Source organism: Ideonella sp. (genome assembly GCF_041287625.1).
Classification (GTDB): Bacteria; Pseudomonadota; Gammaproteobacteria; order Burkholderiales; family Burkholderiaceae_C; genus Ideonella.
This window is the reverse complement of record NZ_JBGGNH010000028.1, coordinates 15,988-36,448: the sequence shown is the minus strand read 5'-3', so window position 1 is coordinate 36,448 and position 20,461 is coordinate 15,988. Positions and strand designations below refer to the sequence as shown.

17 protein-coding genes are annotated in these 20,461 nt (G+C 66.9%); 13 read left to right on the top strand and 4 right to left on the bottom strand.

From position 1 onward, the window contains the following. From ACAH41_RS11660 to phoR, 10 genes are all read left to right on the top strand, one after another. Positions 1 to 1,156 (top strand): ATP-dependent metallopeptidase FtsH/Yme1/Tma family protein (locus ACAH41_RS11660; protein WP_370538296.1); only part of this gene is annotated, 1,156 nt, incomplete at its 5' end. Positions 1,157 to 1,245: 89 nt separating this feature from the next. Beyond that, a complete protein-coding gene (gene folP / locus ACAH41_RS11655) occupies positions 1,246 to 2,076 on the top strand; it encodes a dihydropteroate synthase (protein WP_325648166.1) in 831 nt (276 codons plus the stop codon). Positions 2,077 to 2,143: 67 nt separating this feature from the next. Then, positions 2,144 to 3,487, top strand: a complete 1,344-nt coding sequence (gene glmM / locus ACAH41_RS11650; protein ID WP_325648165.1) for a phosphoglucosamine mutase — start codon at positions 2,144 to 2,146, stop codon at positions 3,485 to 3,487. Between the two features lie 189 nt (positions 3,488 to 3,676). Beyond that, positions 3,677 to 4,711: a phosphate ABC transporter substrate-binding protein PstS gene (pstS, locus tag ACAH41_RS11645; protein WP_370538295.1), complete on the top strand. Its 1,035-nt coding sequence runs from the start codon at positions 3,677 to 3,679 to the stop codon at positions 4,709 to 4,711. 129 nt (positions 4,712 to 4,840) lie between these two features. After that, on the top strand, positions 4,841 to 5,818 hold the full coding sequence (pstC, locus tag ACAH41_RS11640) for a phosphate ABC transporter permease PstC (protein ID WP_211361280.1): 978 nt from the start codon (positions 4,841 to 4,843) through the stop codon (positions 5,816 to 5,818). Beyond that, entirely contained in the window at positions 5,815 to 6,681 is an 867-nt protein-coding gene (gene pstA, locus ACAH41_RS11635) for a phosphate ABC transporter permease PstA (protein ID WP_325649679.1), read from the top strand. Before pstC ends, pstA begins: the two co-directional genes overlap by 4 nt. Positions 6,682 to 6,699: 18 nt before the next feature. Continuing rightward, positions 6,700 to 7,485: a phosphate ABC transporter ATP-binding protein PstB gene (gene pstB, locus ACAH41_RS11630; protein WP_141284801.1), complete on the top strand. Its 786-nt coding sequence runs from the start codon at positions 6,700 to 6,702 to the stop codon at positions 7,483 to 7,485. 38 nt (positions 7,486 to 7,523) lie between these two features. Continuing rightward, the gene (gene phoU, locus ACAH41_RS11625) at positions 7,524 to 8,240 is read left to right on the top strand and encodes a phosphate signaling complex protein PhoU (protein ID WP_141284799.1); all 717 of its coding nucleotides are present in this window, start codon (positions 7,524 to 7,526) and stop codon (positions 8,238 to 8,240) included. A 15-nt stretch (positions 8,241 to 8,255) separates the two neighbouring features. Further along, entirely contained in the window at positions 8,256 to 8,963 is a 708-nt protein-coding gene (gene phoB / locus ACAH41_RS11620) for a phosphate regulon transcriptional regulator PhoB (RefSeq protein ID WP_141284797.1), read from the top strand. Between the two features lie 22 nt (positions 8,964 to 8,985). Continuing rightward, positions 8,986 to 10,359, top strand: coding sequence for a phosphate regulon sensor histidine kinase PhoR (phoR, locus tag ACAH41_RS11615; RefSeq protein WP_325649684.1), 1,374 nt, complete (start codon positions 8,986 to 8,988; stop codon positions 10,357 to 10,359). Positions 10,360 to 10,366: 7 nt separating this feature from the next. On the opposite strand, the gene ACAH41_RS11610 is transcribed toward phoR, so the two are convergent. The 4 genes from ACAH41_RS11610 to trxA all read right to left on the bottom strand — a co-directional run bounded on the left by ACAH41_RS11610 (position 10,367) and on the right by trxA (position 14,563). Continuing rightward, positions 10,367 to 12,079, bottom strand: a complete 1,713-nt coding sequence (locus ACAH41_RS11610; RefSeq protein WP_325649686.1) for a hypothetical protein — start codon at positions 12,077 to 12,079, stop codon at positions 10,367 to 10,369. A 166-nt stretch (positions 12,080 to 12,245) separates the two neighbouring features. Next, positions 12,246 to 12,506: a type B 50S ribosomal protein L31 gene (locus ACAH41_RS11605; protein WP_325649688.1), complete on the bottom strand. Its 261-nt coding sequence runs from the start codon at positions 12,504 to 12,506 to the stop codon at positions 12,246 to 12,248. Between the two features lie 186 nt (positions 12,507 to 12,692). Beyond that, entirely contained in the window at positions 12,693 to 13,958 is a 1,266-nt protein-coding gene (gene rho / locus ACAH41_RS11600) for a transcription termination factor Rho (RefSeq protein ID WP_141289815.1), read from the bottom strand. 275 nt (positions 13,959 to 14,233) lie between these two features. Then, entirely contained in the window at positions 14,234 to 14,563 is a 330-nt protein-coding gene (trxA, locus tag ACAH41_RS11595; RefSeq protein ID WP_141289816.1) for a thioredoxin, read from the bottom strand. A gap of 381 nt (positions 14,564 to 14,944) precedes the next feature. Here trxA and ACAH41_RS11590 point away from each other — a divergent pair, with 381 nt between their 5' ends. Genes ACAH41_RS11590 through ACAH41_RS11580 form a run of 3 tightly spaced genes read left to right on the top strand, consistent with a single transcriptional unit; the run spans position 14,945 to position 20,445 of the window. Further along, positions 14,945 to 16,702 carry a serine/threonine protein kinase gene (locus ACAH41_RS11590; protein ID WP_370538294.1) on the top strand — a complete coding sequence of 586 codons (1,758 nt, stop codon included), beginning with the start codon at positions 14,945 to 14,947 and terminating at the stop codon, positions 16,700 to 16,702. 27 nt (positions 16,703 to 16,729) lie between these two features. Next, positions 16,730 to 19,087 carry an HDOD domain-containing protein gene (locus ACAH41_RS11585; protein WP_325649693.1) on the top strand — a complete coding sequence of 786 codons (2,358 nt, stop codon included), beginning with the start codon at positions 16,730 to 16,732 and terminating at the stop codon, positions 19,085 to 19,087. A gap of 26 nt (positions 19,088 to 19,113) precedes the next feature. Beyond that, entirely contained in the window at positions 19,114 to 20,445 is a 1,332-nt protein-coding gene (locus ACAH41_RS11580; RefSeq protein ID WP_325649695.1) for an MFS transporter, read from the top strand. The last annotated feature ends 16 nt before the right edge of the window (positions 20,446 to 20,461 follow it).

Sequence of the window (20,461 nt, the reverse complement as noted above, 5' to 3'; positions counted from 1 at the left end):
GAGCGCGCCCTGCATCATCTTCGTCGATGAAATCGACGCCGTCGGGCGCCACCGCGGTGCCGGCCTGGGCGGCGGCAACGACGAGCGCGAGCAGACGCTGAACCAGATGCTGGTCGAGATGGACGGTTTCGAGACCAACCTGGGCGTGATCGTGATGGCTGCCACCAACCGGCCGGACATCCTGGACCCCGCGCTGCTGCGCCCGGGCCGCTTCGACCGCCAGGTCTACGTGACCCTGCCGGACGTGCGCGGCCGCGAACAGATCCTGAACGTGCACATGCGCAAGGTCCCGGTCGGGCAGGACATCCGCGCCGACATCCTGGCCCGTGGCACGCCTGGCTTCTCGGGTGCTGACCTGGCCAACCTGGTCAACGAAGCCGCCTTGTTCGCCGCGCGCCGCAATGGTCGCGTGGTCGAGATGGTCGACTTCGAGAAGGCCAAGGACAAGATCATGATGGGCCCGGAGCGCAAGTCCATGGTCATGGACGAGGAAGAGCGCAGGAACACGGCCTACCACGAGGCCGGCCACGCCATCATCGCGCAGCTGCTGCCCAAGCTGGACCCGGTGCACAAGGTGACCATCATCCCGCGTGGCGGCGCCTTGGGCGTGACCATCTCGCTGCCCGAGAAGGATCGCTACAGCGTCGACAAGGTCCGCATGCTGAGCCGCATCTCGATGCTGTTCGGTGGCCGCATCGCCGAAGAAGTCTTCATGGACCAGATGACGACAGGCGCAAGCAGCGACTTCGAACGCGCCACGCAGACGGCCAAGGACATGGTGATGCGCTACGGCATGACCGACGCGCTTGGCCCCATCGTGTACTCGGAAAACGAGGGCGAGGTGTTCCTCGGTCGTTCGGTCACGAAGACGACGAACATGTCCGAAGAAACGATGCGCAAGGTGGATGCCGAAGTTCGCCGCATCATCGACGAGCAATACAACATTGCGCGCAGGCTGATCGAGGACAACGCCGACAAGATGCATGCGATGGCCAAGGCGCTGCTCGAATGGGAAACCATCGACGGTGAGCAGATTGCCGACATCATGGGTGGCAAGCCACCGCGCCCGCCCAAGGACTGGACGCCTTCGGCCAGCAAGACCGGCACCGGCCCGACGCCGCCGGTCAACCCTGACAGCGCGCCGGCAGCCGCCTGAGCTGTTTCGCAAGGCGCATGACTTGTGCGCCAGACCTTCAACGGGGCTTCATGCCCCGTTGTGCATTTCCGGACCGGAGTTCAACGCCCATGCCTTGGCAAACCGCCCGCTTCCTGATCGACCTGCAGCGTCCGCAGGTGATGGGCATCGTCAATGTCACGCCCGACTCGTTTTCCGACGGCGGCCACCATGCCGCGCCCGAGCAGGCGATGGCCCATTGCGAGTTGCTGCTGGTCGAGGGCGCGGACATCCTGGACATCGGCGGCGAATCGACGCGCCCCGGTTCTGTCATGCCGAGTTGGCAGGATGAACTGGCGCGGGTGCTGCCGGTGGTGCGCCATGCGGTGACGCTGGGCGTGCCGGTGTCGGTCGACACCAGCCGGCCCGAGGTCATCGCCGAGGTGCTGGCCGCGGGGGCCGACATCATCAACGACATCCGCTCGCTGAGCTGGCCAGGCGCGCTGGCCTGCATGGTGCAGGCGCCGCAGGCCGGCGTCTGCGTGATGCACATGCAGGGCCAGCCCGGCACCATGCAGTTGCGGCCACATTACGACGACGTGCTGGCCGACGTGCGGGCGTTCCTCGCGGAGCGCGTGCAGGTGCTGCGCGAGGCGGGTGTGGCCGACGCGCGCATCATGCTCGACCCGGGCTACGGATTCGGCAAGACCAGCGAGCACAACTGGGCCCTGCTGCGCGGCCAGGTCCAGCTTTTGGACCTGGGCTTTCCCCTGCTGGCCGGTTGGTCACGCAAAGGCACACTCGGCCAGCTGACCGGCCGGCCGGTGGGCGAGCGCATGGTGGCCAGCGTGGCCGCGGCGCTGGCTTCCGCCACGCACGGTGCGCGTGTGTTGCGGGTGCACGACGTGGCAGCCACGGTCGACGCCCTGAAGGTCTGGCAGGCTGCCGGTCTGGCCGCTTGAAGCGCCTCGGACTTTCTTCTCCTCATCTTCATCAAAGACGCTGCTTTCACGGCGCAGGAACACTTCCATGGCACGACAGTTTTTTGGCACCGACGGCATCCGCGGCACCGTGGGCACCTATCCGATCACCGCAGACTTTTCGCTGCGCCTGGGACATGCCGTGGGGCAGGTGCTGGCCGCCGCGAGCCCTGGCCGGCAGCCCACGGTGTTGATCGGCAAGGACACGCGCATTTCCGGCTACATGATGGAGTCTGCACTGGAGGCGGGTTTTGTGTCGGCCGGTGTCAACGTGCTGTTGACCGGGCCGCTGCCGACGCCTGGCGTGGCCTACCTGACGCGGGCGCTGCGCCTGGACCTGGGCGTGGTGATCAGCGCCTCGCACAATGCCTTTCCCGACAACGGCATCAAGTTCTTCTCGGCCCGTGGCGAAAAGCTGTCGGATGCCTGGGAAGAAGCGGTTGAGCAGGCCCTCGCGCAGCCGCCGGCCTGGGCCGACTCGGCGCATCTGGGCCGCGCCCGCAGGCTCAGCGACGCGCAAGGCCGCTATGTCGAGTTCTGCAAGAGCACCGTCAGCGGCGAGTTGACGCTCAAGGGCTTGAAGATTGTGGTGGACGCGGCGCACGGCGCGGCCTACCAGGTCGCGCCAGCCGTCTTCCACGAACTTGGCGCGGAGGTGGTCAGCATCGGCGTGTCGCCGAACGGTACGAACATCAATGCCAACGTTGGCGCCACCGCGCCGGCGGCGCTGGTGGCCGCGGTGCAGCAACATGGCGCCGACTACGGCGTGGCGCTGGACGGTGACGCTGACCGGCTGCAGTTGGTGAATGGGGCGGGGCGGCTGTTCAACGGCGACGAACTGCTGTTCCTGCTGGCCCAGGACCGGCAGGCGCTGGGCGAGGTGGTGCCGGGCGTGGTGGGCACGCTGATGACCAACATGGCGGTCGAGCTGGCGCTTGCCGAAAGCGGCATCGAGCTGGTCCGCGCCAAGGTGGGTGACCGTTACGTGCTGGAGGAGCTGGGCCGGCGTGGCTGGCTGCTCGGCGGCGAAAGCTCGGGCCACCTGCTGGCGCTGGACTGCCACAGTACCGGTGACGGCATCGTCAGTGCGCTGCAGGTGCTGCAGGCGGTGCAGCGCAGCGGCCGCAGCCTGGCCGAACTTGTCGGCCCGGTGCAGCTGTTTCCACAGACCATGATCAACGTGCGGCTGGCCGAGGGCAGCGACTGGCGCGCCAACCGCGTGCTGGCAGGTGCGACCGAGGCCGCTGAAAAGGCGCTGGGCCGCGGCGGGCGGGTGCTGATCCGTGCCTCGGGCACCGAGCCGGTGCTGCGTGTGATGGTCGAGGCCCGGGACCCACAGCAGGCCCGCCAGACAGCAGAGCAACTTGCCGCCGCGGCTGTTCAAACCGCCTGAGGCACCTGCAAGCCCTTGTTTTGCTGGGATTTTCCCAGGAAGTTGGCGTTTCATGACGGTCTCATGACGTCTTCATGGCGTCGCCCAGATCATTGTCATGAATGTCACAGTGGCGTCACAGACCCTTTCTACAGTGCAGGCATCGCGGGGCAATGCGCCCCGATTCCCCACTGACGAAGGGTCTGTTCCATGGTTTCCACTTTCGTTCGTTTCTCGCTGGCCAGCGCTGCGCTGGCACTGGCCTCCACCGCCTTTGCACAAGACGTGACCGGCGCAGGCGCGTCCTTCCCCGCTCCGGTCTACGCCAAGTGGGCGGACCTCTACAGCAAGGCCAGCGGCGCACACATCAACTACCAATCGGTGGGTTCGGGTGCCGGCATCAAGCAGATCAAGGCCAAGACGGTGGACTTCGGTGCCTCCGATGCGCCGCTGAAGGACGAAGAACTCGCCGCTGACGGCCTGGTCCAGTTTCCCACCGTGATCGGCGGTGTGGTGCCGGTGGTCAACATCAAGGGCATCGCCCCGGGCCAGCTGAAGCTGACGGGCCAGGTGCTGGGCGACATCTACCTGGGCAAGGTCACCAAGTGGAATGACGCTTCCATCGCCGCGCTGAACGCCGGCGTGGCACTGCCGGATGCCGAGATCGCCGTGGTCCGCCGCGCCGATGGTTCGGGCACGAGCTTCATCTTCACGAACTACCTGTCCAAGGTGAATGCCGACTGGAAGGCCAACGTCGGCGAAGGCACCGCGGTCAACTGGCCCACCGGCGCGGGTGGCAAGGGCAACGAAGGCGTGTCGTCCTACGTGCAGCGCCTGCCGAACTCCATCGGCTACGTCGAATACGCCTACGCCAAGCAGAACAAGATGGCGTTCGTGATGCTGAAGAACAAGGACGGCCAGTTCGTTGGCCCGGATGACCTGAACTTCAAGGCCGCCGCCGCTGGTGCCGACTGGTCCAAGAGCTTCTACCAGGTGCTGACCGAACAGGCCGGCAAGGACAGCTGGCCCATCACCGGTGCCACCTTCATCCTGATGCACAAGGTGCAGGACAAGCCGGCCCAGGCCGCCGCCGCGCTGAAGTTCTTCGACTGGGCTTACAGCAACGGCGACAAGCCGGCGATGGAACTGGAATACGTGGCGCTGCCCGACTCGCTCAAGGCCCTGATCCACAAGCAGTGGGCCGAGATCAAGGATGGTTCCGGCAAGGCCATCGCCTACAAGTGATCTTGCACTGAGCGCGCAGCAAGGGGCGCGGCGGCCGATGCCGCCTCCGCCCCGCCTGTGTGCCGTGCCACTGGAGCCTCCAAAGTGACTGCTACGATGCCTGCACACTCACTGCCTTCCGACATCGAGATGGTCCGAACCTCTCCTGCGGGCCGTCCCGGTTCGCGGCGCATGCGCGCGCCCTGGGCCGATCGGCTGTTTTCACTCGCCGCCCATTCGGCTGCTTGGCTGACGCTGGCCCTGTTGCTGGGCATCCTGATTTCTCTTGTGGTGGGCGCGATGCCTGCCATCCGTGAATACGGGTTCTCCTTCCTCTGGCGCACCGAATGGGACCCCGTTGGGGATCACTACGGCGGCTTGGTGATGATTTACGGCACGCTGATGACCTCGGTCATCGCGCTGCTGATCGCCGTGCCGGTGAGCTTCGGCATCGCGCTGTTCCTGACCGAACTCTCGCCGAACTGGCTGAAACGGCCACTGGGCATTGCGGTTGAGTTGCTGGCGGCAGTGCCGTCCATCGTCTACGGCATGTGGGGCCTGCTGGTCTTCAGCCCACTGCTGGCAACCTATGTGCAGCAACCGCTGCAGCACTTGTTCAAAGGCGTACCGGTGCTTGGCGCGTTTTTCTCCGGCCCGCCGGTGGGCATCGGCCTGCTGTCGGCCGGCATCATCCTGGCGATCATGATCATCCCGTTCATTGCCTCGGTGATGCGCGACGTGTTCGAGGTGACGCCGCCGATGCTCAAGGAGTCTGCCTACGGACTGGGCTCGACGACCTGGGAAGTCATGTTCAAGGTCGTGTTGCCTTTCACCAAGACCGGCGTGGTCGGCGGCATCATGCTGGGCCTGGGTCGCGCGTTGGGCGAGACCATGGCGGTCACCTTTCTGATCGGCAACGCCAACCAGCTGAACTCGCTGTCGCTGTTCGAGCCTGCCAACAGCATCACCTCGGCGCTGGCCAATGAGTTCGCCGAAGCCGGCGAGGGCCTGCACCAGGCCTCGCTGATCTACCTCGGCCTGGTGCTGTTTTTCATCACATTCGTGGTGCTGGCCTGCTCCAAGCTGCTGCTGGCCCGCCTCAAGAAGAATGAAGGGAGCCGCACATGAGCTTGGCGACTCTGGACGCTGGCCGCTTGGCCATGCACAAGCGGCGCCAGCGCGTCAACACGGTGGCGCTGTCGCTGTCGCTGGCGGCCATGGCCTTCGGCGTGTTCTGGCTGCTGTGGATCCTGTTCGAGACCTTCCGGCTGGGCATTGGCGGTCTGAATCTGGCCGTGTTCACCGAAATGACACCGCCGCCGCAGGACGAGGGCGGGGGGCTGGCCAATGCCATCTATGGTTCCCTGATCATGGTGACCTTGGCCACCTGCGTCGGCACGCCGATCGGCATCTTGGCCGGCATCTACCTGGCCGAGTACGGCCAGAAGGCCTGGCTGGGCCGCATCACCCAGTTCATCAACGACATCCTGCTGTCGGCACCGTCCATCGTGATCGGCCTGTTCGTGGGTTGGGTCGTGGTGGTGCAGTTCAAGAGCTATTCCGGCTGGGCGGGTGTCGCTGCACTGTCTTTGATCGTGATCCCGGTGGTCATCCGCACCACCGAGAACATGCTGACGCTGGTGCCGCATGCGCTGCGTGAAGCGGCCTACGCGCTGGGCACGCCGAAGTGGAAGGTGATCTTCTCGATCACGCTGAAGTCGGCCCGTGCCGGCGTGGTCACCGGCGTGCTGCTGGCGGTGGCCCGCATTGCAGGGGAAACCGCGCCGCTGCTGTTCACTGCGCTGTCCAACCAGTTCTGGTCGTCCGACCTGAGCAGGCCCATGGCCAGCCTGCCGGTGACGATCTTCAAGTTCGCGATGAGCCCTTACGAGAACTGGCAGAAGCTGGCGTGGGCTGGCGTGTTCCTGATCACCATGGGCGTGCTGGCGCTGAACATCCTCGCGCGGGTCTTCTTCCGCAAACAACACTGATTTCTGGCGAACACCATCATGGATGCAAAAGTCGAACTTCCCGTGACCGAGAAAGCCAAGATCACGGTGCGGGACCTGAACTTCTACTACGGCAGCTTCCACGCGCTCAAGCGCATCAACCTGGACATTCCCGAGAAGAAGGCCACGGCGTTCATCGGCCCGTCGGGCTGCGGCAAGTCCACGCTGCTGCGCACCTTCAATCGCATGTTCGAGCTCTACCCCGAGCAGCGCGCCGAAGGCCAAATCCTGGTCGATGGCGAGAACGTGCTGGACAGCAAGCTGGATGTGTCGCTGATCCGTGCCAAGGTTGGCATGGTCTTCCAGAAGCCCACGCCCTTCCCGATGTCGATCTACGACAACATCGCGTTTGGCGTGCGGCTGTTCGAGAACCTTTCGCGCGTCGAGATGGACGAGCGGGTGGAATGGGCGCTGAAGAAGTCCGCGCTGTGGACCGAAGTCAAGGACAAGCTGGGCCAGAGCGGTTCGGGCCTGTCGGGCGGCCAGCAGCAGCGGCTGTGCATTGCACGCGGCATCGCGATCAAGCCGGAAGTGCTGCTGCTGGACGAACCCTGCTCGGCGCTGGACCCGATCTCCACCGGCAAGGTCGAAGAACTGATCACCGAGCTGAAGAGCGACTACACCGTGGTCATCGTCACGCACAACATGCAGCAGGCTGCCCGTGTCTCGGACTACACCGCCTACATGTACCTGGGCGACCTGATCGAATTTGGCCCGACGCGTGACCTCTTCATGAAGCCCAAGAAGAAAGACACCGAGGACTACATCACCGGTCGCTTCGGCTGACCGCCCCCGCGTCGCGGTGCCATCCAAGGGAACAGAACATGAGTGACAAACACCTCTCCACCCAGTTCGACGCTGAACTCAGCGCCGTCTCCACCCGCGTGCTGGAAATGGGCGGGCTGGTCGAGGCGCAGGTGGCCCAGGCCATTTACGCGCTGACCAACTACAGCGCCGAAACGGCCACCCAGGTGCTGGCGCTGGAAGAACGCGTGAACCGGCTGGAAGTCGAGATCGATGCCGACCTGTCGGCCATCATCGCCCGCCGCCAGCCGACCGCACGCGACCTGCGGCTGCTGATCGCGATCTCCAAGACCATCGGCAACCTGGAGCGTGTCGGCGACGAAGCCGCCCGCATCGCACGCACGGTGCAGCGCCTGATCAACACGGGCGTGTTCAGCCGCCTGCGCCTGCCGGTGCAGGACGTGTCGTTCGAGGCCAGCCTGGCCACCGCTTCGCTGCGCAAGGCGCTGGACGCCTTTGCGCGCCTTGACACGGTGCAGGCGCTGGACGTCATCAAGCAGGACGGCCAGATCGACCAGGAGTTCGACGGCCTGATGCGCAAGCTCATCACCTACATGATGGAAGACCCGCGCACGATCTCGGCCAGCATCGACTTGGTGTTCGTGGCCAAGGCCATCGAGCGCGTGGGCGACCATGCCAAGAACCTCGCCGAGCAGATCATCTACATCGTCAAGGGCACTGACGTGCGCCACAACACGGTTGAAGCGGTGGAAACCATCGCATTGACCCGCAACTGACCCACGGGACACCACATGCCCTCCATTCTGGTGGTTGAAGACGAATCGGCGATTGCCGAGCTGATTGCCATCAACCTGCGCCATGCAGGTTTTGAGATCACGCTTGCTGAAAACGCCGACCAGGCGTTGGTCGCGGTGGACGCCGTGCTGCCGGATCTGGTGCTGCTGGACTGGATGCTGCCGGGCCAGTCCGGCGTGGCCCTGGCCCGCCGCTGGCGTGCCGATGCGCGCACCAAGGAGCTGCCCATCATCATGCTGACGGCGCGGGCCGACGAGTCCGACAAGGTCTCGGGGCTGGACGCCGGTGCGGATGACTACCTGACCAAGCCGTTTTCGACCCAGGAACTGCTGGCCCGCATCCGCGCCGTGCTGCGCCGCCGCGTGCCCGAGGCGCTGGACGCCGCGGTCGAAGTCGGCGGCCTGCGGCTGGATCCTTCCACCCGCCGCGTCGCCCGCCTGGGTGTGGAGCTCAAGCTCGGCCCGACCGAATTCCGCCTGCTGCATTTCTTCCTGACGCACCCGGAGCGCGTGCACAGCCGGGCCCAACTGCTGGACCGGGTCTGGGGCGACCACGTGTTCATCGAGGAACGCACGGTGGACGTACACGTCAAGCGCCTGCGAGAGGCGCTGCAACCAGCGCAATGTGCGCAGATGATCGAGACCGTGCGCGGTGCCGGCTACCGGCTGACCCAGCAGGTCATGGCCTCCGCGCCTTCGGCCTGACCGCGCGTTTCAGGACGTCTGCATGTTCTGGTTGGGACCGCGGGTCCTCTTCGCGGTGATGGCCGCGGTCGTCGGTGGCGCCTTGGGCCACCTGTGTGGCGAACGCCTTGGCATGCCGCAACTGGGCAGCCTGCTGGGCTCGGGTGTGCTGGTGGCGTTGGCTGCGGTGGTCGACAGCCTGCGTGGCGCCCAGCTGCTGGGCTGGCTGACGGGTGAGCTAGATGATGGTTGCCCGCGCCAGAACGGTTTCTGGGGTGAAGCCGGCGCGCGCATCGAGCGCGCGCTGCGGCAGCGTGAGAAGGCCACCGCGCGTGAGCGCGAGCGGCTGAGCCAGTTCCTGTCCGGCATCGAGGCCTCGCCGAACGGCGTGCTGCTGCTGGATGCGCGGGAGCAAATCGAATGGTGCAACCAGGTCGCTGCCGAGCACCTGGGGCTGGACGCGCAGCGCGACTTGCAGCAGCGCATCACCAATCTGGTCCGCGCGCCAGCGTTCGTGGCCCACCTGCATGGCGGCCCCAGCGACCAGCCGGTGCAGATCCCCAGCCTGCACGGCCGCGGCCAACTTTCCATCCTCGTGCGGCCCTATGGCGACGGCCAACACCTGCTGATCACCCAGGACGTGACCGCCCGTGAGCGGGCCGATGCCACCCGACGCGATTTCGTCGCCAACGTCTCGCACGAGATCCGCACGCCGCTGACGGTGCTCGCCGGCTTTGTCGAAACCATGGCCACCTTGCCGCTCAGCGAGGTCGAGCGCCAGCGCGTCCTGTCACTGATGGGGCAGCAGACCCGCCGCATGCAGGCCCTGGTGGGTGACCTGCTGACGCTGACCCGCCTGGAAGGCAGCCCGCGACCGCCGTCGGATGCCTGGCTGCCGCTGCAGCGCCTGGGCGATGCGGTCGACACCGATGCCCGCAGCCTGTCCAACGGCAGGCACCAGCTCAGCTTCCATTGGGAAGACGAGGCAAGCGGCGAAGCGGACGGCGCCGAAGGCCTGCAACTGGCTGGCAACGAGGTGGAACTGCAAAGCGGCGTGGGCAACCTGGTCAACAACGCGGTGCGCTACACGCCAGACGGCGGCTCGGTGAGCGTGCGCTGTTGCCGCCGGCCGGATGGCGCGCTGGAAATCCGCGTCAGCGACACCGGGCCCGGCATCGCACCCGAGCACCTGCCACGGCTCACTGAACGCTTCTACCGCGTCGACGGCAGCCGCTCGCGCGACACCGGCGGCACGGGCCTGGGCCTGTCCATCGTCAAGCATGTGGCGCAGCGGCATGGCGGCGAGCTGCGCATTGCCAGCGAACTCGGCCGCGGCTCCACCTTCACGCTGTTGCTGCCTGCCTCGCGGGTTCGCCCGTTGGTCTCGCAGCCGCAAGCGGCCACCGCGTCCAGCTGAGATCCGGTCAGGAGCCGCGCCGGTACAAGGCGAAGTATTCGCCGCGGTCCACCGGCCGGTGGAACTTGGCGAGCAACTGCCAGCCAGCCGGTGCTTCGGCCTGGGCCGTGCGTGTCAACAGCAGCAGGTGCTCGCAGGTCGCAGGCATCGGGGTGACCGCAGGCGGGTTGGGCGGCAGCAGCGCCTTGGCGGCGGCCGCCTTGTCCTCTTCGCTGCGCGCGTCCACCTGGTAGTTGCCAAACACCTCCAGTCCGGCCACGTGGGTGCGGCTCAGGCCTGGTGCCAGCAGGCAGGCTTGGGCCGGCACCAGGCGGGCGATCTGCTGCACCAGCGGGCGGGTGCTGCGGCCGTAGTCCAGCACCGGCAGCAGCAGCGTCATCAGCAGCAGCCAGGCCAGTGCCACGCCGCTGGCCGGCAGCACCAGGCTCTTCCACAGCGGATGGCGATGCCGCGAAGTGCGCCAGCGCACCAGCCACAGCCAGGCCAGCGTGCCGGCCACGGCAAAGGCCAGCGCCGGCAGTGAGAACTCAGATTCGTAGCCTGGCACCAGGCGCAGGATGTTGCGCAGCGGCTGGGGTGGCGTGCCGGTTTGCGCCGAGAGGTAGATCACCCAGACGGCCAGGCCGGCCACGCTGAAGAAGAACACCGAGAACCAGTCGATGGCCGCGCCGGTGCTGCGTTGCAGCGTGGGCAGCGCAAAAGCGGCCAGGATGGCCAGCCCGGGCAGCGCCAGCATCAGCGCCCGGTCCGAGCCGCCCATCAGCACCGAGCTGAGCAGTGCAATCAGCACCGTGCTGGCCGGAATGGCAATGTGCCGGTACGGCCAGTGGCTGCGCCAGCGCCACAGCGTCCACACGGCCATGGGCCAGGCCGGCCAGGTGAACCACAGCAGCAGGCGCAGCAGCCCCAGCCACTCGGCCGGCTGCTCGCGCAAGGCCACGCGCCATTGCCATGCGTGAGTCAGGGTGGCGGCCAGTGCGGCCACCAGCAGCGAGGCCACCAGCCAGGGCCACAGCGCGCGCATGCTGGCATGGCTGGAGCGCTGGCTCAGCGGCAGGGCAATCAGGCCCAACGCGGTCGCAATGCTGGGCGCGCCGCTGAGCGCCAGCGCCGGCAGCGCAACCAGCACCGCCAGCGCCACCCGGCGGCGACTGTAGGGCGCTGCGGACATGGCCCAGATGAACAGCGACACCAGGCTCAGCTGCAGCAGCTCGGGCGTTGTTTCGTGGCCGAGTTGCAGCAGTCCCAGTGTGGCAATGGTGGCCAGCAGCGCACCATCGGCCATCGCACGGGCGTAGTCCACCGGCTCGGCCTCGCCGCCAAACGCGAAGGGCACGGGCTGGGCGGCATCGGTGCGCGCCAGGTGGAACATCGCGTACCAGACCAGCGACAGCGTCAGCGCCAGCAGCAAGGTGAACGGCAGGCGCGCAGCCAGGGCCGGGTCAAGCCAGTGGCCCAGCAGCTGCACCGACCAGGCGCCGATCCAATGCGGCAGCAGGGCGGTCTCAGGCGGCAGCTGGCCCAGCGAAGGCGCCCACCACGAGGTGCGGCCTTCGGCCATTGCCCGCATGTAGCCGAATGCCGTCAGGTCGGCATTGCGCCAGGGGTCCCGGCCGAACAGGCCGGGCAGCAGGTAGGCGGCGCAGAACAGCAGCAACGCAATGCGGGGCAGGCGCTGCGCGGCGCGCTGGGTCACGAGGGCAGGGGTCGGTTGATTCACGGCTGGATCATGCCAACAAGCGGGCCGATCAAGGTTTCAGAACGAGGCGGAAACCCAACGCCGGCAGGTGCGCGGGTCTGTTCGTGTGCCCTGGCAGGCAATAAAAAAGGCAGCCAGTGGCTGCCTTTCGGGGAGCGAGCGCTGTGCAGGACACAGGCCGCCAATCTCACTTCTTGATGCCGACGCGCGCAAACTTGTTGCGGAACTTCTCGACGCGGCCGCCCAGCGTGTCCACGCTCTTTTGCTGGCCGGTGTAGAACGGGTGGGATTCGCTGGTGGTTTCCAGCTTGAACAGCGGCAGTTCGCGGCCGTCTTCCAGCTTGATCGATTCCCTGGTCGGCGCGCAGGAGCGCGTCACGAATTGGAAACCGTTGGATTGGTCCACGAACACAACGTCGCGGTAGTTCGGGTGAATGCCTGTTTTCATGGCGCTTTGAGGCGGAAACCGCCTTCCTTCGTCGCTGGTGAGCCAACAGCCACGCCAGCCCCATGCCAGCGCACTTTTCGACAGCGGAAAAACGAGCATTATAGCGCAGCGTGCTGCGCCACTGTCCGTGCCGGCATGTGCGCCAGGTCACGGACCTGCCTCCAAGGCATCGTCCTTGCGGTCCGATCACCCGCCTCTTCGCATCATGTCGAAGAAGTCGAGGTTGTTCTTGGAGGCCTTCATCTTGTCGAGCACGAACTCCATCGCCTCCATCTCGTCCATGTTGTAGAGCAGCTTGCGCAGGATCCAGGTCTTTTGCAGGATCTCCGGCTTCAGCAGCAACTCTTCGCGGCGGGTGCCGGACTTGTTGATCTGGATGGACGGATAGACGCGTTTTTCGGCCATGCGGCGATCCAGGTGGATTTCGCAGTTGCCGGTGCCCTTGAACTCTTCGTAGATGACCTCGTCCATCTTCGAGCCGGTGTCGACCAGCGCGGTGCCGATGATGGTCAGCGAGCCGCCTTCCTCGACATTGCGGGCCGCGCCGAAGAAGCGCTTGGGGCGCTGCAGCGCGTTGGCGTCCACGCCGCCCGTCAGCACCTTGCCGGACGAGGGCAGCACGTTGTTGTAGGCGCGGGCCAGGCGGGTGATGGAGTCCAGCAGGATCACCACGTCCTTGCCCAGCTCAACCAGGCGCTTGGCGCGCTCGATCACCATTTCGGCCACCTGCACATGGCGCGCAGCCGGTTCGTCGAAGGTCGAGGAAATGACTTCACCGCGCACGCCGCGGACCATTTCGGTCACTTCTTCTGGTCGCTCGTCGACCAGCAGCACGATCAGGTGGATCTCGGGATGGTTGGCCACCAGCGCGTGCGCGATGTGCTTCATCATCACCGTCTTGCCGGTCTTGGGCTGGGCGACCAGCAGTGCGCGCTGGCCCTTGCCGATCGGTGCGATCAGGTCGACGATGCGGCCGGTGATGTTCTCGTCGGCCTTCAGTCCGTCACGCTCAAGCTTGAATGCCTCTTTCGGGAAGAGCGGCGTCAGGTTCTCGAACATGATCTTGTGCTTGTTCTCCTCGGGCGTCAGGCCGTTCACGCGGTCGACCTTGACCAGAGCGAAGTAGCGCTCACCGTCCTTGGGCACCCGCACTTCGCCTTCGATCAGGTCGCCGGTGTGCAGGTTGAAGCGGCGGATCTGGCTGGGCGACAGGTAGATGTCGTCGGTTGACGCCATGTAGCTGCTGTCGATGGAGCGCAGGAAGCCGAAGCCGTCTGGCAGCACTTCCAGCACACCATCGCCGAACACCTGCTCGCCCGCCTTGGCGCGCTTTTTCATGATCGCGAACATCAACTCCTGCTTGCGCAGGCGCGAGACGTTGTCGATCTCCAGCGCTTCGCCCATCTCGATCAGGGCCGAGACGTGAAGGGCTTTCAGTTCTGAAAGATGCATCGGGATTCACCCTTGGGGTGGTTGGACCGCGCCCGCTCCGAAGGCGGCGGCCCTGGCGTGCCGCGTTGCGGAGGGCGGTTTGCTGCCTTTTGGCAGCGGGCCGGACACCGACACGCGATACAAGAAACTGTTGTGGGAGCTGTGGGCCGTGAAACTCACGCGCCGGAGAACCGCTGGGTTCTGGGGCGTGGTGGCCTTGAAGCCTGTTTGCAGCAGCGGGGCGGGGCTTGTGGATGACCAACTTGTGGCCACCGCACCCGGTGCTTCAGGCGAGATTATAGATGAGCGTCGATCAGCGATTGGATTTTCGCCTTCGGATGGCTGCCGACCAGGGTTTCGGCAAACTGGCCGTCCTTGAAGACCATCAGCGTCGGAATGCCGCGGATGCCGAACTTGGCCGGGACTTCGCGGTTGTCGTCGACGTTCATCTTGGTGATCTGGATCTTGTCGCCGTAGTGGGCGGCCAGTTCTTCCAGCGCCGGGGCAATCGCCTTGCAGGGACCGCACCATTCAGCCCAGAAGTCGACCAGCACCGGCTTGCCGGATTGCAGGACGTCGGCTTCGAAGGAAGCGTCGGAAATATGCTTGATCAGTTCGCTGCTCATGGGAAGTTCCTGTGGGGAGACCGGACGGCACAGCCTGTTGCGATGCTGCACTGGCCGGACCCGGGACGCGAGGGAGGAGACTCAGAGATGGGGCCAACCCATGCCTGTTCAACCCTGCGGAAGCCTTGTTCTCGGCCCTGGTTTCAGGACCTGTAAAAAGGCGAGTTGATTCTGACACAAAGCCCGTCGACACGCAGGCGGCGCGGATACCGTGCCACAGCGGGGCAAGCCGTGCAGAAATAGTGTGCACTTGTAGTGTTGATCCGGACATCGGCCGGTCGATGCAAGGGTTTCAATCGTGCCGAGCTATTCCGTCGTCCCATGGTTGCCACCGCCTCCTCATCCACCCCTTCGCCCGCTTCGCCTGCCGCCTCTGCCGCCATGGCCAAGCCGGTGCGCATGTTCAGCCGTTTCCAGCTGCTGCGACTGGTGGGGAAAAGTGACCGCACGATGGGCTGGGCGGCCCTGGACACCCACAACCAGCAGGAATGCCTTCTGGTCATCCCGCGTCAGCAAATCGAAGCCGAGTCCGCCGCGGCTTGGCAGCAGGCGGCGCAGCGCGCCGCGCGGCTGCAGCATCCGCAGTTGGCCAAGCCGCTGGAGATCGGCGTGCACGATCGCTGGCCTTTCATCGCCTACGACCGCACCCGCGCCGTTTCGTGGCCGGAGAAATTCTCGCGCCAGGGAGCGCCCGCGGCCGAACTGGCCGGCTGGGCCTCCCAGATTGCGCAAGGCCTGGCCTTCGCCCATGAAGCCGGCGTTGCCCACCGGGACCTGCAGCCCTGGATGCTGGCCATCGGCGAACAGCAGCAGGTCAGCGTGATGGGCCTCGAAGCTGCCGCGCATCCGACCGAGACCCAGCATGACGGCGGGCTCGACGCCTTGCGCGCCGTGCGCGACGCGGCCGAGCAGGACGTGCTGGCGCTGGGCCTGGTGATGCACCACGCGCTGGTCGGCCAGCCGGCGCTGGACGAGCCCGACGTGGTCCATGTGATGCAGCGCATGCCGCCGCTGGGCCAGGAAATCGTGCGCCTGCCCTGGACCGTGCCACGGCCGATTCCTGAGCCGCTGCGCGCCATCGTCAACCGCTGCACCGACCGCCAGCCGCGCCTGCGCTACCGGAGCGCCCGCACACTGCAGCGTGCGCTGGAGGGCTGGCTGAAGACGCAGGATGATGATGGTGGCCCGCTGGCACTGCTGCGCGACCGGCTGCGCACCGTTGGCGTGTTGCCGGCCCAGCCCGGCGGCGCCGAGCGGGTGGCCCACCTGGCCTTGATGGAACGTGGCCGCACCAGCGAGCTGGCCGAGCTGGTGCTGGGGGACATTGCGCTCGCCTTCGAACTGCTGCGCCGGGTCAACAGCGCCCAGCTGCGCGGCGGCCAGGTGTCGGATGACGGCCCGGTGCTGATGTTGCGCCGGGCGATTGCGATGCTGGGGCTGGACGGTGTGCGCCAGGCGGCACTTGGCCTGCGCCGCTGGCCCGGCACGCTGGACGATGCCGCCGCCAGCCAACTTGAAACCTTGATGCGCCGCGCCCACCGCGCCGCCCGGCTGGCCGTGCGGCTGGTCCCGGCCGGCTACGACGGCGAGGTCGTCTACCTGATCTCGTTGCTGCAGAACCTCGGCCGGCTGGTGGTCCAGTACCACTTTCCGGAAGAGGCTGAACAGATCCGCAGGCTGATGCAGAACGATGACGCGCCAGCGACTGCGCCAGACGCACATGGCATGAGCCCCGAAGCAGCCTCTTTTGCGGTGCTGGGATTGGACCTGGACGAACTGGGTGTGGCCGTGGCGCAGCACTGGGGTCTGGACGACAGCGTGCTGGCCTTGATGCGCCGCGTGCCGCCGAATGCGCCTGTGCGGGGCGCCGACAGCGACACCGACAACCTGCGCACCACCGCCAGTTGCGCCGGTGAACTTGTCGACGCGCTGAACCAGCCCGCCACGCGGGTGCAGGCGGCATTGCGCCAGGTTGTGCAACGTTATGCGCGTGCGCTGAACCTCAGCGGGCGCGAAATGCAGGACGCCCTGCAACTCGAATTGCAAGGCGGTGACGCGACCGGCCTGCCGAATGGCAGCCCGTCGCCGGCTGCCGGAGATGGCCAGCCTGCCGGGCTGCGCCGCCAAAACGTTTCTTGAAATCACGCCCTCGCCGGCGTGCCATTCATGGCAGTACCCACTCCCGCCGCCACGCCGCAGCAACTGGGCCGCTTCACGCTGAAGGCCTTGCTGGGGCAGGGCTCGCAGGCCACCGTCTGGCTGGCCTGGGATCCATTGCTGCAGCGCGAGGTCGCAATCAAGCTGCTGCGCCCGGAAGTCACCGGCGACCAGCGCGACGCCTGGCTGGCCGAAGCGCGGTTGATGAGCGGCCTGTCGCACCCCAACATCGTGGCCGTGCACGAAGCCGTGCAGGAAGGCGGCCGGGCCTGGATGGTGCTGGAGCGCGTCGAAGGGCTGACGCTGGCCGACCGCCTGGCGCGCCAGGGCGCGATGGCCCCGCGCGAAGCGGCCGAGATGATGCTGCAGGTGCTGGACGCGCTGGCCTGCGCGCATGGCCACGGCATCATCCACCGCGACCTGAAGCCGGCCAATGTGCTGCTGGCCCGCGACGGCCGCGCCCGGGTGATGGACTTCGGCATCGCGATCCGGCTGTCGGCCGCGCCGGACGGTCGCATCGTCGGCTCGGTCGCGACCATTTCACCCGAAGGCGCCAGCGGCCAGGCCGCCACGCCGGCGATGGACATCTTTGCCGCCGGCATGCTGCTGGGCCATGCGCTGCTGGGCCAACCCCTGCGCACCGGCATGGACGGCCTGACGCCGACCGCGATGCTGCAGCGCGCGGTGGCCGAGCCGGTCGGCTGGCCCGAGCCTGCGCCGCAGCTGGTCGACGATCCCTTGCGTGCGCTGGTGCTGCGCGCGGTGGCGGCGCAGCCCGCCATGCGTTTCGAATCGGCCGCGGCCTTTCGGGAGGCGCTGGGCGGCTGGCTGAATCCGGAGGCGCCGCAGCCTGCGGCCAGCCACGCGACGCTGGAATTCCTGCTGCGCCGCATGCGGCTGACGGGTGACTTCCCGGCGCTGTCGGATTCCGTGATGCGCATCCAGCGCGTGACCGCATCGGACAGCGAGAGCGTGCATGCGCTTTCGGCCGAGATCCTGAAGGACGTGGCGCTGACCCACAAGCTGCTGCGCCTGGTCAACACGGTGCACTTCAGCCACCTCGGCACCGGCGCCATCACCACCGTCTCGCGCGCTGCGGCGCTGGTCGGCTTTGCCGGCATCCGCAACATGGCGATGTCCGTCATGCTGCTGGAGCACATGCGCAACCGCAGCCATGCCCAGCGCATGAAGGAGATGTTCCTCGAAGCGTTGATGACGGCGATGGTCACCGACCAGCTGACCCCTCCTTCGCCCGAGCGCGAGGAAGCCTTCCTGGCCGGCATGTTCAGCCACCTGGGCCGCCTGCTGGTGGCGTATTACTTCCCGGACGAAGCCGAGCGTGTGCGCCTGCGCCTGGTGCCGCCCAGCGACGGCAGCAAGCCGCGCCCGGCCTGGCACAGCCCGGCCGAAGCCCACGCGGCGCGCGAGGTGCTGGGACTGGACTTCGACGCGCTGGGCCTGGGTGTGGCCCAGGCCTGGGGCCTGCCGGACAGCCTGTGCCACGCCTTGCGCGCGGCCGAGGGCGACATGCCCCAGCGGGCGCTTGCCGGCACCGAGCGCCTGCGCTGGGCCGTGCGCGCCGCAGGCGAGATGGTGCAAAGCCTGCTGGCGGCCGATGCGGGTGCGGACCAGACCACCATGCGGCGGCTGGCCAGTGGCTACGTGCGTGGCCTGGCCATGTCGCAGGACAGCCTGGTGCAGGCCGTGCAGAAGGCGCAGCAGCAACTGGCCGACCTGGCCACGACGATGGGCATCGAGTTGCCGGCCAAGGCCCGTGCCCGGCGGCTGCTCGGCCAGGCCTCGGTGTCGGACGCTACCGCCACGCTGGTCCTGCCCGATCCCGCCAGCGAGGCCCATGCACAGGACCTGCTGGCGGCCGGCATTGCCGAGGTCACCGAAACCCTGGCCGGCGACCATGTGGTGCTCAACGAAGTGCTGCGCATGATCCTCGAGACCTTGCTGCGGGCGATGAACTTTCGCCGCGTGGTGCTGGCCACGCGCAGCCCCCGCCAGACGGTCATGACCGCAAGGCTGGCGCTGGGGGAAGGCGCGCAGGAACTGGCGCGGCAGGTCAGCGTGAACCTGCAGCCGAGCGGCGCGATGGACCTGTTCGCCGCCGCCTGCCTGAAAGGCCTGGACACCCAGATCGCCGATGCCCGCGCGCCGGATTTGCAGGCCCGCTTGCCGGCCTGGTGCCGCGAGGCTGGGGCCAAGAGTTTTTTGTTGATGCCGTTGATGAGCAAAGGCGTGCCGCTGGGCATGATCTACGCCGACCGTGACAGCCCCATCGCCGTGGCCGACCGGGAACTCAGCCTGCTGCGCACGCTGCGCAACCAGGCGGTGATGGCCTTCAAGACTGCGGGCTAACCCTAGGCCCAGTTAAACTCGATCGGATGAGCATTTCCGACCCGAAGTCGGCTGGCAGCGTGCGCTTGCGCGACCAGCGAGACTACCTGCGCTTGCTGGGCGCCCGCGTCACCGGCGGCGCCGCCAACCAGATGTTGATGGTGGCGCTGGGTTGGCAGATGTATGACCTGACCGGCAGCGCCTGGGAGCTGGGCATGGTCGGCCTCGCCCAGTTCCTGCCGGCACTGCTGTTGACCTTGCCGGCCGGGCACCTCGTTGACCGGCATGACAGACGCCTGCTGGTGGCTGGCAGCATGAGCCTGCAATGCGTGGTGGCGGCTTGCCTGGCTTTGTCCAGCGTCGGCGGCTGGGTCGGGCCGAACCTGATCCTGCTGCTGTCGGTGCTGCTGGGTGTGGCGCGGGCGTTGCAGATGCCGGCCCAGCAGGCCTTGACACCGACGCTGGTGCCGCCGGCACTGCTGCCACGCGCAGTGGCCGCTGCCAGTTCGGCGATGCAGGCCTCCATCATTGCCGGGCCGGCACTGGGTGGCGCCCTGTATGCGCTCGGGCCCAAGGTGGCCGGTTTTGTCGGCCAGGGTGCAGCGGCAGATGCTGGCGTAGCTGGCCAGGCGCTGATCGGTGCGCACTGGGGGGCCGCGGTGGTCTACAGCGTGTCCTTGCTGCTGCTGATCTCGGCGGTGTGGTGCGTGTTGGCGATCCGGCACCGGCCGGTCCAGAGCCGGCGCCCTGCACCTGACCTCGCGCAGCTGACAGCTGGCATCCGCTTCATCTGGCAGCGGCCGGTGGTACTGGGCGCCATTTCATTGGACCTGTTCGCGGTGCTGCTGGGGGGCGCCACGGCCCTGCTGCCGATCTTCGCGCGCGACATCCTGCACACCGGCCCCGAGGGCCTGGGCCTGCTTCGGGCTGCGCCGGCGCTGGGCGCGGTCGTCATCGGCGTGTGGCTGTCGCGCATGCCCATCACCAGCCGGGCGGGGCATTGGCTGCTGGGCGCGGTGGCGGTGTTTGGCCTGGCGACCATTGCCTTCGCACTGGCCACCTCGTTCTGGTTTGCCTTTGCGGTGCTGGCCATCAGCGGCGCAGCCGACATGTTCAGCGTGGTGATTCGCCAGTCGCTGGTCCAGCTCGAAACGCCGGACGACATGCGCGGCCGGGTCGGCGCGGTCAACTCGGTTTTCATTGGCGCCAGCAACCAGCTCGGTGAATTCGAATCGGGCGCGACCGCGGCTTTGCTCGGCCCGGTCGGCTCGGTGCTGCTGGGTGGCTTCGGCACGCTGTTCGTGGTGGTGCTGTGGTGGAAGCTGTTCCCGGCGCTGGCGCAGCGGGATCGCTTGCAGCCCGAGACTGCACTGGTTTGAGCCTGGGCTGATGCTG